Annotated in this window: 10 protein-coding genes; 5 read left to right on the plus strand and 5 right to left on the minus strand. The window is 58.7% G+C overall.

All coding sequences use genetic code 11. The features are described 5' to 3' along the window. Positions 1 to 134: 134 nt before the first annotated feature. The 5 genes from PREDE_RS05535 to PREDE_RS05555 form a co-directional block, all read right to left on the minus strand. A complete protein-coding gene (locus tag PREDE_RS05535) occupies positions 135 to 755 on the minus strand; it encodes a phosphatase PAP2 family protein (RefSeq protein ID WP_015298530.1) in 621 nt (206 codons plus the stop codon). Continuing rightward, positions 727 to 1,398, minus strand: coding sequence for an MgtC/SapB family protein (locus tag PREDE_RS05540; RefSeq protein WP_015298531.1), 672 nt, complete (start codon positions 1,396 to 1,398; stop codon positions 727 to 729). The genes PREDE_RS05535 and PREDE_RS05540 overlap by 29 nt, the downstream gene beginning before the upstream one ends. 401 nt (positions 1,399 to 1,799) lie before the next feature. Further along, positions 1,800 to 3,134 carry an MFS transporter gene (locus PREDE_RS05545; RefSeq protein WP_005844901.1) on the minus strand — a complete coding sequence of 445 codons (1,335 nt, stop codon included), beginning with the start codon at positions 3,132 to 3,134 and terminating at the stop codon, positions 1,800 to 1,802. A gap of 360 nt (positions 3,135 to 3,494) precedes the next feature. Further along, entirely contained in the window at positions 3,495 to 3,875 is a 381-nt protein-coding gene (locus tag PREDE_RS05550) for a four helix bundle protein (RefSeq protein WP_005844903.1), read from the minus strand. A 40-nt stretch (positions 3,876 to 3,915) separates the two neighbouring features. Then, positions 3,916 to 4,941, minus strand: coding sequence for a LacI family DNA-binding transcriptional regulator (locus tag PREDE_RS05555; protein WP_005844905.1), 1,026 nt, complete (start codon positions 4,939 to 4,941; stop codon positions 3,916 to 3,918). Between the two features lie 358 nt (positions 4,942 to 5,299). Here PREDE_RS05555 and PREDE_RS05560 point away from each other — a divergent pair, with 358 nt between their 5' ends. The 5 genes from PREDE_RS05560 (at position 5,300) to PREDE_RS05580 (ending at position 15,070) form a co-directional block, all read left to right on the plus strand. Next, a complete protein-coding gene (locus PREDE_RS05560; protein ID WP_174264886.1) occupies positions 5,300 to 8,383 on the plus strand; it encodes a SusC/RagA family TonB-linked outer membrane protein in 3,084 nt (1,027 codons plus the stop codon). Between the two features lie 18 nt (positions 8,384 to 8,401). Further along, positions 8,402 to 10,027 (plus strand): RagB/SusD family nutrient uptake outer membrane protein, encoded by a 1,626-nt coding sequence (locus PREDE_RS05565; protein ID WP_005844909.1) that lies wholly within the window; start codon positions 8,402 to 8,404, stop codon positions 10,025 to 10,027. A 24-nt stretch (positions 10,028 to 10,051) separates the two neighbouring features. Beyond that, positions 10,052 to 11,236 carry a SusF/SusE family outer membrane protein gene (locus tag PREDE_RS05570; protein ID WP_005844911.1) on the plus strand — a complete coding sequence of 395 codons (1,185 nt, stop codon included), beginning with the start codon at positions 10,052 to 10,054 and terminating at the stop codon, positions 11,234 to 11,236. Between the two features lie 31 nt (positions 11,237 to 11,267). Beyond that, complete coding sequence (locus tag PREDE_RS05575; protein WP_005844913.1) at positions 11,268 to 12,701, plus strand: Outer membrane protein SusF domain-containing protein; 1,434 nt, start codon at positions 11,268 to 11,270, stop codon at positions 12,699 to 12,701. A gap of 332 nt (positions 12,702 to 13,033) precedes the next feature. Continuing rightward, entirely contained in the window at positions 13,034 to 15,070 is a 2,037-nt protein-coding gene (locus tag PREDE_RS05580; RefSeq protein ID WP_015298533.1) for an alpha-amylase family glycosyl hydrolase, read from the plus strand. Positions 15,071 to 15,173: the final 103 nt, after the last annotated feature.

Raw genomic sequence — 15,173 nt, forward strand, 5'->3', positions numbered from 1 at the left:
GGTTAAATATTTTCTGGTTCAAAGATAACAAAAACTATCATACACCGCTCCCCGCCTTTTGCACAAAGTGTGGAAAAGAACGTGCAATCGTTTGCACTCTCGTCCTTTGAACTTCATATTTCAAAGGGTAAAGCTCAAAGTTCGAGGTTCAAGGTGAGCTCGTTTGCACCCACATGCAGCTGCCAACGGCTGTGTTCCCCCGTGAGCTTGTCGCCCAGCCAGTAGCCGAGCCACGTACCCCCCACGCCGAGGGCGGCCCCTGTCGCCACGTCGTGCCAGCGGTGGCGGCGGCTCGTTACCCGCTCCACGGCCACGCCCGCAGCCAGCGCATAGCCCGCCACGCTAACCCACGGCGAGGCGTGGCGAAACTCCCGATCAAGCACCGCCGCGCCGGCAAAGGCCAGCGTGGCATGGCCCGAGGGGAAAGCATGACGGTCGGCCCCGTCGGGCCGACGCTCGCGCACAGCCCGCTTCAGGGCATAGGCCGTGCCACACGAGAGGGCCAGCGAGGCTACCGCATCCACGCCCAGCCGCCGCCACGAGCTGGCACTCTCCACGCCGCCGGCCTTCAACACCAGGGTGGCGGCCACTGGCAACAGGGCCGGCCCATAGCTCAACGCGCCGCCGCCGCCGGGCGCAGCCACGGCGGGCAGCCCCGGCAGCAGCAGCCACAAGGCCAGCACACACCGGCGAACCGGCTGCAGACCACCGGCCGCCCACGGGCGGTTACTCAAAGCTGTCGATGGAAATGTCATCAAACTGGGCCAGATAAGTGTTGAGCAGCCGGTGCTGGTCGCGGTCGCGCCGCACCTTGATTTCCATCGTCACCTTGTAGCAATCGCCCTCGGCGGTGGGCGCATGCTTCATCTCGTAGGCGGCCAGGACGATGTCCTCACCGTGCAGACGGTCGAGCACGGCGGTGACGGCCATCTTGCTGGTGGCCGTGAAGCCCACGGTGATGACCGTGCGCCCCATCTTAGGCAGACTGCTGTTGATGACCTCCAGGCAGAGCAACAGTAGCACCACCGTGGCCACGGCGGGCAGGAAGAGGCCTCCACCGCAGGCCAGACCGATGGCCGAGGTGACCCACAAGCCGGCGGCCGTGGTGAGTCCCTTGACCACATTCTTCTGCAAGATGATGCAGCCGGCCCCGAGGAAGCCCATGCCCGAGACCACCTGGGCGGCCACGCGCGAGGGATCGAACCGGCCCACAGCCCCGTGGGCAATGATGTCGGCAAAGCCATACTGGCTCACAATCATGAACAGGGCGCTGCCCAGGGCCACGAGCACGTGAGTGCGGAAGCCGGCATCCTTGGAGCGATAGTCGCGCTCGAGGCCGATGAGGCCGCCGAAGATGGCGGCCACGGCCAGCCGGAGAAGAATCATTGTCGTTGTCATAACCAAAGCATTTGGGGGATTAAAGCCCATTGCAAAAATAGGCAAAAATCGGCAACCCGCCAAGTCCGGCAGCCCGAAAACGCGCCCCGAGGGCCCGCAACGCCATCCGCCACCCCGTCGGGCCGCAGCGACAACGGCGCAAACGCAGTGCGATGGCGGCGTAAACGTGGCGTGAAAAAGCCTCAAACGCGAGGCGACGACGGCGTAAACGCAACGCCGTTGCGCCGTGATGAAAAGACGATTGCAGGGTTGGCGCAGTGGGGCCAGGGAATGATGGGGGAATGACGGCACAATGGTAGGGAAAAATCAAAGCCGTGGCAACCCTCTGACAGGGTTGCCACGGCTAAACCATCATGGCTTCACGCACGCACGGCAGGGTCGTGGCGGCAGAGAAACGGGGGCTATGCCTGCTTGCCGTCGCGGATGAACGACACGGCAACGGCACCGAGCACAAGGCTCACGCCGGCCACAATCATCATGTGGCTCTGCACACTGCCCACCACGGCCAGCAAGGTGCCGCCAATGGCTGCAGCCACAATCTGCGGGATGCAAATGGTGCCATTGAAGAGCCCCAGATAGGCACCCATGTGGCCATAACCCTGCAGGGCATTGGTGACAAAGGTGAAAGGCATGGCCAGCATGGCAGCCCAGGCAGCCCCGATGAGCAAGAAAGGCACGAAGAGCAGGTAGGGATCGTGCACCACGGCACAGGCCGCGAAGCCCACGCCACCCAGCAACAGACTCACGGCATAGGCCATCTTGCGGTTGCTGAACTTGGGCAGGATGGGGGCCCAGACCACCGAACCGATAGCCTGCACGGCGAAGAGGATGCCCACCCAGTTGCCGGCCTCTTGGTAACCGCTGCTGGTCACATCGGTGGTGCCCCAGCAGTTGGCGGCCACAGTGCCGTTGGTATAGGTCCACATATACATAAAAGCAAACCAGCAGAAGAACTGCACGAGGCCTACTTTCCAGAACGTGGCGGGCGCATGGCGCAGCAGCACCAGCCAGTTGCCGCTGCCCTCGTCGTCCAAGGCCCCGTTGTCGGTCTTCTTGCCGTTGTACTGTTCATACTCCTGCGGACTCCATTCTTTCACTTTCACCACGGTATAGACGACGCAAAGAATGAGGATGGCGGCGCCCACATAGAAGCTGTAGATCACCGAGTCGGGCACCACGCCCTTGGGAGCCACGTTGGCAATACCCAGCAAGGCAAAAGCAAAGGGGAACACATAGCCCACGAGCGACCCTGCATTGCACAGGAAACTCTGGATGCTGTAGGCCTTGGCCTTCTGCCGCTCGTTCACCATGTCGCCTACAAGCATCTTGAATGGCTGCATGGCCATGTTGATGGAGGTGTCGAGAAACATGAGCGAGACGAGCCCAAAAACCATGGCCGTGGACACGGCCATGCCGAAAGAGCCACTGTTGGGCAGCAGACACATCACCAGTACAGCCACGGCTGCACCGATGAAGAGGTAGGGAATACGGCGGCCCCAACGTGTCCAGGTGCGGTCGGAACACGAGCCCACGATGGGCTGCACCAGTATGCCCATGAGCGGCGGCAGTATCCAGAAGTAACTCAGACTGTGGGGATCGGCGCCGAGCGTGGCGAAAATCCGCGAGATGTTGGCACTCTGCAGGGCATAAGCAATCTGCACACCGAAGAATCCGAAGCTCAGATTCCATAAGCCCCAAAAGGATAAATCGGGCTTGTTTTTTAATTCAAAATTCATAATTCAAAATTCAAAATTAGGCTGACGCGTAGGCGGTCATCCGTTGATACGCTGGCAATTATCCGTTGATGCACTGGCAATCATGCGGTGATACGCTGACAAACATTCGGTGATGCGCGGGCTATCATTCGATGATACGCTGGCAATTATCCGTTGATGCACAGGCAATCATTCGGTGATGCACTGGCAATTATCCGTTGATGCACTGGCAATCATTCGGTGATGCGCGGGCTGACATGCGTTGACGTACTGGACGACATCCTGTTTTTTCGTTGTTTGGGGGTTGATTTTACTTTTTATACGGTCTGACATGATGATATAAGATGAGGCTGACGGAGTGGCTGCCAGCCTGACTTTTAACTATTTTGGGGTTCCATTCACATTGTTTTGGGCCGTGGACTTCACGATAGCCATGAGGAGTTTGCACAGTTCCGTGCAATCGGCAAACAAACTTTGATACTCCCTTTCGGAGATAAGTCCCACGCGAGACAGCAAGTCCAGCCAGTACTGCGACTCGTTGGCCTCACGCAAAGAGATGTTCATCCGGGCGCGAAAGTCAGCCCGGCTCTGTCCGCGCAACGCCTCGCGCACGTTCGCGCCAACGCTCGTGCCGCTGCAAAGAATCTGGCTGGCCAGGTCGTATTCATGGTGGGTGTCGCGCAGATACTTGGCCAACCGCACGCACCGCACGGCAAAATCCATACTCTTCATCACAACAACATTATCGTTCAACTCCTTCATGCCGCACGGTAATTTTGAATTTTGAATTCTGAATTTTGAATTATTTCGTTGTTCCCCTGATGACCAGCCGCGTCCTCACCACGCGTTTCTCCACTTTGTTCAGAGGAGTTTCTCCCTCCACTTTGGAGATAAGGATGTTGGTGGCCTCCTCGCCCACGCGCACGCCACGCTGTTCCACGGTGGTGAGCATTGGGTCGCAGGCCACGGCGCGGTAGCCGTTGGTGAAGCCGCAGACGGAGACGTCTTGGGGTACGCGGTAGCCCATACGCTTGGCTGTATAGAGAATACCGATGGCCGTATCGTCGTTCACGGCGAAGAAAGCGTCGGGAATCTCCCCCTGTGAGAGCAGGCCGGGCGTGATGGCCTCGGCGTCGGCCCGGTTGTCGCAGATGCGGAAGAACCGCTCCTCGGGCTGCAGGCCTTGGCGCAACAGGGCGTCGCGGTAGCCGTTGTAGCGGTTTTTGGAGATTTCGAGAGTCATGGGAGAGCCGTAGAAAGCAATGCGCCGGCAGCCCGTATTGATGAGATGGGTCACGGCGTTGAAAGCCCCCTGATAGTCGTCCACCACCACACGGTTGCAGTCGATGCCGGTGCAGATGCGGTCGTAGAACACGAGAGGCATGCCGTGGTCCATGAGTTTCTGGAAGTGTTCGTACTGCTGCGTGTCCTTGGCTTGGGAAACAATGACGCCGCACACCTTGTGCTCATAGAACCGCTCGCAGAGCAACACCTCGCGGTTGTACTGTTCGGCACTCTGTCCCACCATAATGGTGTAGCCCCGCGAGGCGGCCTCCTGCTCGATGCCACTAAGCACTGAGGCAAAGTAGAAATGTGCAAACTGGGGTACAATGACGCCGATGATCTTGAGCGGTCTGGTGCGGCTGTTGCGCAAACTCTCGGCCAATACATTGGGATAATAATTATGTTCGCGCGCGTACCTCTTTATTTTCTCGCGCTGCGTGCCGCTGATGCGCGGACTGTCCTTGAGGGCACGCGACACCGTAGCCACCGACACGCCCAGTGCCTCGGCTATATCTTTCATCGTGACAGGTGCAGATTGTTTCATCTTCTACATTAGGTCTAAAGGGCAGATCACTGCGTTTGCAGCGCGGCCGGCCGTCCAAAAAGGCCAAACCGCGCCTTTCTCGTTGCAAAAATAAGGATTTTGGCGTGAACACGGTACACCGTTTTTTACAAAGTTTGCATTGAATTGCGCAAACGTTTGCACGACCGTTTCGACAATTTTGTGCTAAAAAAAGTGTACGGCAATTAAATAACGCTTATTTTTGCAGCGTGAAAGTGTGCCGCGAGCACCGCTAACCATTCCCATTATCAACGATTTATCTACCACACAGGAAAGGGAGTTGGAGCCTAAAGACGAGTAAACAATTTATAAATTATAGGTTAACTTAAAACGAAAAATGATGAAGCAGGTAAAGATTACAATGCCTCGCAGAGCCGTCACATTAGCATGTGGCCTTGCTCTCGCAGCCACTGCGTTTGGTCAGCAAGTGGTTGTCAAAGGACATGTAGTGGATGCTACTGGCGAGCCAGTCATCGGCGCCACGGTCCGTATAGACGGACAACAGGGCGGGACGGTGACCGACATCGACGGTAATTTCACACTGAACGCCAACTCCGGAGCCACGGTAACCGTGGACTATATCGGGTACGAAAGCTACAAAGGAACGGCTTCTTCCAACATGAGCATCACGTTGCAAGAGGGCAAAGAGAAGTCTCTCAACGAGGTGGTAGTTATTGGTTACGGTGCCGTTAAGAAGTCAGACCTCACGGGATCGGTGACTGCCCTGAAGCCGGACAGCAAGAACAAGGGTCTCGTGGTGAACGCCCAGGAAATGATTTCGGGCAAGATTGCCGGTGTGAATGTCACTACGGAGGGCGGCGCCCCCGGCTCCAAGGCAACCATTCGCATCCGTGGCGGTGCCTCGCTCAACGCCGACAGCGACCCGCTAATCGTTATCGACGGCATCCCCATGGACAACAATGGCGTGAAAGGTTTGTCCAATGCGCTGTCTATTGTAAACCCTCAGGACATCGAGAGTTTCAACATTTTGAAAGACGCCTCGGCCACGGCCATCTACGGAAGCCGCGGTTCAAACGGTGTCATCATCATTACCACCAAGAAAGGCCGCAAGGGACAGAAGGTGCAAATCGGCTACAACGGCAGTGCCACAGTGAGCATGAAGCGCAAGACCATCGACGTGATGGACGGCGATCAGTACCGCAAATTCGTGACCAATCTGTACAAAGGCACCTCCCAGGAGCAGACCGTACAGAACGCTTTGGGCAAGGAAAACACCGACTGGCAGGAGGAAATCTACCGCACGGCTATCACGCAAGACCATGCCTTGACGCTTTCGGGCTCGCTCGGCACAGTGCTCCCCTACCGCGTATCAGTGGGCTATACGGGTGAGCAGGGCATCCTGAAGACCTCAGATTTCGACCGCTACACGGCATCCGTAAACCTGAATCCCAGTCTGCTCAACGACCACTTGAAGTTCAACATCAACGTGAAAGGCATGTATGCCGACACGAAATATGCCAACACCGACGCCATCAGCGCAGCCGTGTGGATGGATCCCACGAAGCCGGTACGGAGCAGCGATGCCATGTACAGCAACTTCGGCGGCTACTATGAGTGGACGCAGCCCGGCACGCCACTGGGTGACAAGAACTGGGCCTACACCTACAACAACAACGCCACCAAGAATCCCGTGGCACTGCTCAACCTGAAAAACGACCGCGCGCACTCCAAAGACCTGAATGCCAACCTTGACGTGGACTATCAGATACAGGGATTTGAAGACCTGCGTCTGCACGGAACCGTGGGCTACGACATTGCCGAGGGCAAGCAGCTGACCGACGTTGATCCCGCCTCGCCTGAGAACATCTACTACGGCAGCCACGGATGGGAGAAGATTCTGAAGCGCAACTTCACGGCCAGCGCCTATGCGCAGTACTACCACGACTTCAACGACCCGGCCAAAAACCACTTCGACATCATGCTGGGTTCGGAGTTCCAGCGCTTCTGGCGCAGCCAGCACAACAACTATTATGGCTATTATGGCGCCGGTTACAACGATGCCTCGAAGGCCGGCACCAAGTACAACGACAAGACTTACGACTTTATCACCCACAGTAAGCTGCTCTCTTTCTTCGGTCGTGCCAACTGGACTCTCATGGACAGCCGCTATATGCTGACTGCAACGGTGCGTGCCGACGGCTCAAGTCGCTTCAATTGGCTGCAGCCTTACGACAACAAACAGTGGGGTGTGTTCCCGTCGTTCGCCTTCGGTTGGCGCATCAAGGACGAGAATAAGTTCCGCGACATCTCCTGGTTGTCCGACCTGAAGCTACGCCTTGGCTATGGCACCACCGGACAGCAGAACCTCGGAACCGACATCGGCGACTATCCCTACTACGACACTTACAACCTGAATGTGAACCCCACCTCCTATTATGACATCGACGGTGACGGCTCGCTGGCACGCCCGGTAGCCACCAACCACGCCCTGACCTGGGAGAAGACCACGACCTACAACATCGGTCTGGACTGGGGAATCCTCAATCAGCGCATCAGTGGCAGCATCGACTGGTACTACCGCAAGACCACAGACCTCATCAGTACAGTGAATGTTGGTGCAGGCTCTACCTTTAAAAACACCCTGCCAAAGAACGTTGGCGACATGACCAACACCGGTGTGGAGGCAGCCATTCACTTCAATCCTATCCAGACGAAAGACTGGAACTGGATGATCGATTACAACTTCACCTACAACCAGAACAATATCTCTCGGCTGACCGAAGCCTATGTGAAAGACTACTTTATCCCCGTAGGAGGCATCTCGGCCGGTACCGGAAACAACTGCCAGGCACACGCCGTGGGCCATCCGGCTTTCTCTTATTATGTGTTCCAGCAGGCTTATGGGGCCGACGGCAAGCCCCTGGAGGGTGTGGTCGTAGACCGCAACGGCGACGGTGTGATTACCGAAAAGGACAAGTATTTCTACAAGAGTCCCGTGGCTCCGGTGACGATGGGCCTGAGCTCGCGCCTGGAATACAAGAGCTGGGACCTCGGTTTCTCACTCCGTGCCAGCATCGGCAACTATGTGTTCAACAACCTGGAGGCCGGCTCTGCCAACGTTGGTTCGGCCGCCATCTACCGCAACGAGTTCCTGAGCAACCGCCCTATCTCGGCCCTTGCAGCCGGTTGGACATCGGACGAGACCTACTCCGTGCTCTCCGACCGCTACGTGCAGAACGGCTCTTTCCTCAAGTGTGACAACATCACGCTGGGCTACAGCTTCAACAGTCTCTTCCGTGCCGGCAAATGGGCAGGCCTGAACGGCCGCATCTACGGTGCCGTGAACAACGTGTTCACCATTACCAAGTACAGCGGCATAGACCCCGAAGTGTATGGCGGTATCGACAACAACGTCTACCCGCGCCCCTTCTCGGCCATGATCGGACTGAATCTTAACTTCTAATTCTAATAGAAATCGACAATGAAACAGTTAATCAAAAACATATTTCCTGCTGTCGTTCTGGTGCTGTCGATGGGCTTGAGCTCCTGCGACATCCTTGAGGTTGAACCGCTCGACCCCAACAAAACGACACAGATCAAGAGCAGCCAGCTCTTCAACAAGTGCTATGCCAACTTCGCAGTATCCGGCAACAAGGGTGCCGAGGACAATGACTGCGACATCGCCGGACTCGACGGCGGCACCACGGGCTACGTGCGACAGCTCTTCAATGCCAACGAGCTGACCACCGACGAAGCCATTTGCGGCTGGGGCGACGAGGGCCTCTCGTCGTTCTGCTACAACGCCTACGACGCCTCGCATCCCATGCTCCGCGGCTTCTACTACCGTCTCTACTTCGGCGTGACGGTGTGCAACCAGTATCTGGATCGGTTCAGTTCGGAAGACGCCACCAAGACAGCCGAGGTGCGTTTCCTCCGCGCCCTGAATTACTTTGAGCTGCTGGATCTCTATGGCAACGTGCCTTTCACGCTGGCCGCAGACGGCAACAACCCCACGCAAATCAAGCGCGCCGACCTGTTCAACTGGCTCGTAAAAGAGCTGAAGGAGATTGAACCCGCGCTCTCCGAGCCCAAGGCCAAGAAGTCCAGCGACGCCGGCTACGGCCGTGTGGACAAGGCAGCCGCATGGATGCTTCTGGCCCGGCTCTACCTGAACGCCGAGGTTTACACGGGGACAGCCCACTGGGCCGACGCGCAGACCTACGCCAAGCGCGTGATTGGCTCCGACTACAAGCTCTACAGCACGGCTTCGACCGATCCCAACGGCCAGAAATGGTCGGCCTATCAGAAGCTGTTCCTGGGCGACAACGGCGAGAGCGGAGCCTCCGTAGAGGGCATCTTCCCGATTCTGCAACAGGGCAACCGCACCACCTCCTACGGCGTGACGACCTTCCTCATGGCCGGCTGCATGGACGGAAGCGTGTGTGTAAAGAAAGACGGCACCACCGGCAACAACATCTCCCAGACCTGGGGCGGCAACCGTTGCCGGCCTGATCTCATCGCCAAGTTCTTCCCGCAGAACGACGCTCCCAACGTGAACGCCTACGCCATGCCCGACGCAGCCAACGACGACCGCGCCATCTTCGACGGCGTTGGACGCACCGTAGAAAACACCGAGGTGGGTACCTTCACCAACGGTTTCGCCGTAGGCAAGTTCTCCAACTGGAAGAGCGACGGCTCGACTGCCACCGACTCGAAGTTCCCCGACACCGATTTCTTCTTCTTCCGCGTGGCCGAAGCCTACCTGATCGACGCCGAATGTGACGCTCGCCTCAACGGCGGCAACACCACGGCAACCGGTACGGCCGACATCAACGCCCTGCGCACCCGCGCCAATGCACAGACCCGCACAGGCAGTTTCTCGCTGAGAGACATCTGCGACGAATGGAGCCGCGAGTTCTATTTCGAGGGGCTCCGCCGGCCCACGCTCATCCGATTCGGCTACTTCGGCGGCAGCAACAGCTACATGTGGCAGTGGAAAGGCGGCACCAAGGCCGGCAGAAGCTTCGACGCCAGAAAGAACATCTTCGCCATTCCGACAACCGATCTCACCGTCAACAGCAACCTGACACAGAACGACGGCTATTAATCAATCCTTTTAAAGCATACGACAATGAAAACAATATTCAAGTCAGCCTTTCTTCTGCTCTGCGCCGTGGCCCTCTTCACGGCCTGCGAAGACGACAACGACTCCAACCCGACGCTCCAGATTCCCAAGACGTTCCAGCTCAATACGCCCGCCGTTTCTGAGAACAACGTGGTTGACCTGGCCCACTCGCAGTTCGTCAACCTCACCTGCAGCCAGCCCAACTACGGCGGCTTCCCCGTCTACACGCAGTACACGGTGGACGTGGCCACGAAAGCAGACATGAGCGATGCCGTGACGTTGAGCCAGACTTTCACCTCCACCCAGCTGGTTCTCGACGCCAATGAGGTGGCCAGCACCATGACCAATCTGGAACTCAACGCCGGCAAGAAAGCCGAGGATTTCCCCCTGACCGTACCGGTGTACTTCCGCGCCACGGCCAAGATTGTGAACGCTTCCACCAAGCAAGCCATGGACACGACCCAGGTAGTGTCCAACGTGGTGAGCCTGAAGAACGTGAAACTCGCCTACTCTCTACCCGCCGCACAGGCTCCAAGCGCCCTCTACATCACCGGCAACTTCTGCGGATGGTCGTGGGACAGCCCGCTGACCATGACCGAAGTGAACGGATCGCGCGACAACGACAACACGACAGCCAAGTTCTGGCACATGGTCTACATCGACGCATCGGGCATCAAGTTTAACACGGCCACGGCATGGGATGGCGGCGAAGTAGGCTTCGCGGGCATCACCATCGACCCTGAGAGTGAACTGGGCGCCGACATTCAGGACGGCGGCGGCAACATCGCCTCCAAGAATCCGGGCTGGTATCTGATGATTGTGACGGCCAAGGTGAGCGGCCGCGACGTGAACTACACCGTGACTTTCAACAAGCCCGAGGTGCGCCTCATCGGCGTGGCCATCGGTAGCTGGGACGAGGGCAAGGGCGAAGCTTTCAGCGTGCCTGCCACGGCCGACGGCGAATTTGTGTCGCCCGCACTGCCCGCACTGCCCGGAACTGACGACGGCGGCAGCGTGCGCATGTACGCCAAGGTGCCCGGTTACGACTGGTGGAAGTCGGAATTCATCGTCGGCATCGACGGCGACAAGATTTCCTACCGCGGCAACGGCGGCGACCAGGCCCGCGTAGGTTGCACGGCCGGCCAGAAGATTTATCTGAATTTCAGCAAGGATACCGGCTCGATCAAGTAATTCACATCTTTAGGATTAAATACCAACAAGAATGAAAAAGCTATCTATTTATATCATGCTCGCACTGACAGGACTCTTCATGGGGTCCTGCAGTGAGGACTACACCGACTGGGCCAACCCGCAGTCCAACCCTCAAGAGGATGCCATCACCATTCCGGGCTTCACCGCCACGGCCGTGGCCGCACAGACCCTGACAGCCGACGCCGCCACCGTTCCCGTGTTCACGCTGAGCACCGCCACCCTGCCCGAGGGCTACACGCTGGCCAACGCCCGCGTGGCACTCACGCCGCAGGGAGCCACAACAGCCACCGAAGTGAGCGCCACCATGGAGGGACTAGCCAGCAAGGACAACATCCAGTCGCTCATCGAGGCCGCTTATGGCAAGAACCCCGTGGCCCGCACCTTCAGCGGCCACGTGTATGTGAACGCCGTCAAGAGCGGCCAGGCCGTCCTCATCGACGCCGGCACCGTGAACTACACCGTGACCGCCGTCACGCCTGACATTGCCAATGCCTACTACATCATAGGCGGTCCCAACAGCGACTGGGCGGCCTCGGCAGCCAGCCGCAGCCTGAAATTCACCCATAGCGAGACCAACATCTACGACGATCCCGTGTTCACCATCGTGTTCCCCATCGCCGATGCTTCCAAGGACTGCTGGTTTGCCATCGCCGACGACAAGGCCTGCGACGCCATTGTGAACAGCGATGACTGGACCCAGCTCTTCGGAATCAAGGAGGGCAACGGCCAGAACGCCACCGACGGCACTGCCGGACAGCTCGACCGCCGCGCCAAACTGACCGACGACGGCTCGCTCAAGGTGCCCGCCGGAACCAAGTATGCACGCGTGGAAATCAACATGCTGGAGTCCACCTACAAGGTGACGGCCCTCAACTTTGCCGAGTATATCTACGAGCGCGGGGCCAATACCAGCTGGGGCGACAAGGCTGCCTGCCCGCTGGCACTCGTCAGCGAGGACGGCAAGTACCAGGGATTCATGTACCTGAACGGCGAGTTCAAGTTCATGCCCAACAGCAACAACTGGGAGGGCGACTGGGAGAACAACGGCGAAGGAAAGATTGCCGACAACGGCGGCAGCAACTGCCCGGCCCCCGAAACGGGCTTCTACGCAGTCAATGTAGACCTTACAGCCATGACCTACAGCCTGGACAAGGTGAGCGTTGTGTCGCTCATCGGCGACTTCAGCGACGATGGTTGGAAGACCGACATCGACCTTGCCTACAACCCGACAAGCGGGGCATGGGAGGGCGACGGCGTGGTACTCGCCAAGACGGGCGACCTGAAATTCCGCATGAACCACGACTGGAAGACCTCATGGGGCGGCACGCTCGACAAGCTCACCTCCAACAATGGCGCCAACATCAACGTGGAGGCCGGCACCTACGACGTGAAGCTCTACCTGAGCTGCGAGGGCAAACACTACGCCACGCTGACCAAAAAGTAACCTCTGCTTCATCAGATGTTACCACGCCGGGGGCGGTTCTCTGCAAGGAGAGCCGCCCCTTTTGCTTGCCCTCACGGCCCCGGCCCGGGCCGTTCCCCCTGCCATCCCGCCGCCGTCACGCCGTAAACGCCGGACGAAAACGCCGCAAACGCGCTGCGATTACGCCGCAAGCGCAGGGCGAACACGACGTGGACGCGGGGCGATTACAAGGAACTCCACCCCTCTACGCGCAATCGTTTGCACGGAATGAACGGCAATTGATTCAGCCCATACAGACGATGATGTGCCAAAATATCGTATCTTCGCGGCAGAACCAAACTAAAAAGTTGATGATGAAACGTTTCCACACTTTCATGATGGCAGCCCTGACGCTGCCCATGACCATGGCCGCCCAAGGATGGCCGGCCGACTATGGCGGCGTGATGCTGCAGGGATTCTACTGGGACGGCTTCAAGGATGCCAAGTGGACACGCCTCGAAAGGCAGGCCGCCGACTTCTCTGGATACTTCGACCTGGTGTGGGTGCCGCAGAGCGGAAAGACCCAAGGCGGCCTCTCCATGGGCTACGACCCTTACTATTACTTCAACCAGAACTCGTCGTTCGGCAGTGAGAGCGAGCTGCGGTCCATGATGAAAACATTCAAGGACAAAGGCATCGGCACCATTGCCGACGTTGTGGTGAACCACCGCAGCACCTCGGGCTGGTTCACTTTCCCCGCCGAGACCTACCAAGGCGTGACCTATCAGATGACGCCGCAGGACATCACGGCCAACGACGACGGGGGTGCCACGGCCCGCCAAGCCATCCTCGAGGGCGTGACGCTGAGCAGCAACATCGACGAGGGCGAAGACTTCGGCGGTTTCCGCGACCTCGACCACAAGAGCACGAACGTGCAAACCATCGTCAAGGCCTATGCCAAATACCTCATCGACGACCTCGGCTACACGGGCTTCCGCTACGACGTGGCCAAAGGATTTGCGCCCAGCCATCTGGCCGACTACAACAACTACGCCGGCCCGAAGTTCGCCGTGGGCGAGGTGTGGGACGGCGACGCCAAGATCAAGAGCGTAATCAATGGCTCCGGCAAGACCACGGCAGCCTTCGACTTCCAGTTCCGCTACACCGTGCGCAACGCCGTGGGCAGCGGCGACTGGAGCCGCCTGGGGCAGCAAAACGATGACAACTGGCCCCTCGTGAGCAGTTCCAACGACAACGGCGCCTACCGCCAGTATGCCGTGACCTTCGTTGAAAACCACGACACCGAGCAGCGTTCGGCCACCAACCAGCAGGATCCCATCCGCCGCGACACGCTGGCCGCCAACGCCTATATGCTGGCCATGCCGGGCACACCCTGCGTGTTCTACAAGCATTACTTGGCCTACCCCAACGAAATCAAGGCCATGATCGACGTGCGTAAGGCCGCCGGCATCGCCAATACGAGCAGCTACAACAACTATCGCAGCAGCAAGGCCTACTATGCCAACACCGTGAACGGCAGCCGCGGCACCCTGCTCGTCTGCGTGGGCAGCGGCTTCACCGACCCCGCCGCCAGCCGCTATGTCAAGGTGCTCAGCGGCCGGCACTACGCCCTGTACCTCTCGCCCTCCACTGAGGTGGCCTTTGCCGACAAGCCCTCGGGCACCTATGCCGAGGCCTTCAGCACCCGGCTTACGGCCGTGTCGGCCAACGGCGGGGCCCGGCTGGTCTACACCACCGACAGTTCCGACCCCTCGGCCTCCAACGGCACGACCGTGGACAGCGGCACAAGCGTCGCCATCGGGCAGGACTGCACGCTCAAAGTGGGGCTCCTTGTGGGCGGGCAGGTGACCCATACCGTCACCCGCCAGTACACCATCAAGGCGGGCGAGGTGGAAGATTCCGTGGTCTATGAGACTCCCCCCGCCGGCTACACCTACCACGCCTACTTCATTGCACCGGCCTCGTGGGGCAGCGAAGCCGACGTCTACGCCTGGGCTTGGGTGGAGAATGGAGCCAACTACACTCCCGACAACAACGCTTCGTGGCCGGGCGACAACGAGCACGTCTACCGCATTGCCAAGGCCGGCGACGGCGGCTATGTGTGGCAATGGTGCTACTATGGCACGGAGACCACGCCGCCGGCGATGATTATCTTCAACAACGGCAGCAGTGGCGTGGGCACCAACCAGACCAAGGACATGACCTTTACCGACGGCGGCTGGTACAACATCGGCACCACCGAGGCCAACCCCACACTTGGCATTCAGCGCGGCATGACCGTGGGCACGGGCGACGACGGGGCCTGGCACACGCTCTCGGGCATCCGCCTCGGCGGCCGGCCCACGCAGAAAGGCGTCTACGTGCACCAGGGAAAGAAAGTGGTGAAATAGGCTTCGGCCTCGGCAATTCCCGTTTTTTTCTCAAGAGTAGGGGAAGTTGGCTTGGCCAACCTCCCCTACTCCTGTTTTCTTTTCGTACCTTTGCAGCCATCAA

The sequence above is a fragment of the Prevotella dentalis DSM 3688 genome, assembly GCF_000242335.1.
GTDB classification, from domain to species: Bacteria; Bacteroidota; Bacteroidia; order Bacteroidales; family Bacteroidaceae; genus Prevotella; species Prevotella seregens.

Excerpts from the sequence above, each read along its gene's own strand:
- PREDE_RS05545 (WP_005844901.1), bottom strand. The coding sequence starts at position 3,134 with ATGAATTTTGAATTAAAAAACAAGCCCGATTTATCCTTTTGGGGCTTA.
- PREDE_RS05560 (WP_174264886.1), top strand. The coding sequence starts at position 5,300 with ATGAAGCAGGTAAAGATTACAATGCCTCGCAGAGCCGTCACATTAGCA.
- PREDE_RS05570 (WP_005844911.1), top strand. The coding sequence starts at position 10,052 with ATGAAAACAATATTCAAGTCAGCCTTTCTTCTGCTCTGCGCCGTGGCC.
- PREDE_RS05535 (WP_015298530.1), bottom strand. The coding sequence starts at position 755 with ATGACATTTCCATCGACAGCTTTGAGTAACCGCCCGTGGGCGGCCGGT.
- PREDE_RS05540 (WP_015298531.1), bottom strand. The coding sequence starts at position 1,398 with ATGACAACGACAATGATTCTTCTCCGGCTGGCCGTGGCCGCCATCTTC.
- PREDE_RS05565 (WP_005844909.1), top strand. The coding sequence starts at position 8,402 with ATGAAACAGTTAATCAAAAACATATTTCCTGCTGTCGTTCTGGTGCTG.
- PREDE_RS05575 (WP_005844913.1), top strand. The coding sequence starts at position 11,268 with ATGAAAAAGCTATCTATTTATATCATGCTCGCACTGACAGGACTCTTC.
- PREDE_RS05555 (WP_005844905.1), bottom strand. The coding sequence starts at position 4,941 with ATGAAACAATCTGCACCTGTCACGATGAAAGATATAGCCGAGGCACTG.
- PREDE_RS05580 (WP_015298533.1), top strand. The coding sequence starts at position 13,034 with ATGAAACGTTTCCACACTTTCATGATGGCAGCCCTGACGCTGCCCATG.
- PREDE_RS05550 (WP_005844903.1), bottom strand. The coding sequence starts at position 3,875 with ATGAAGGAGTTGAACGATAATGTTGTTGTGATGAAGAGTATGGATTTT.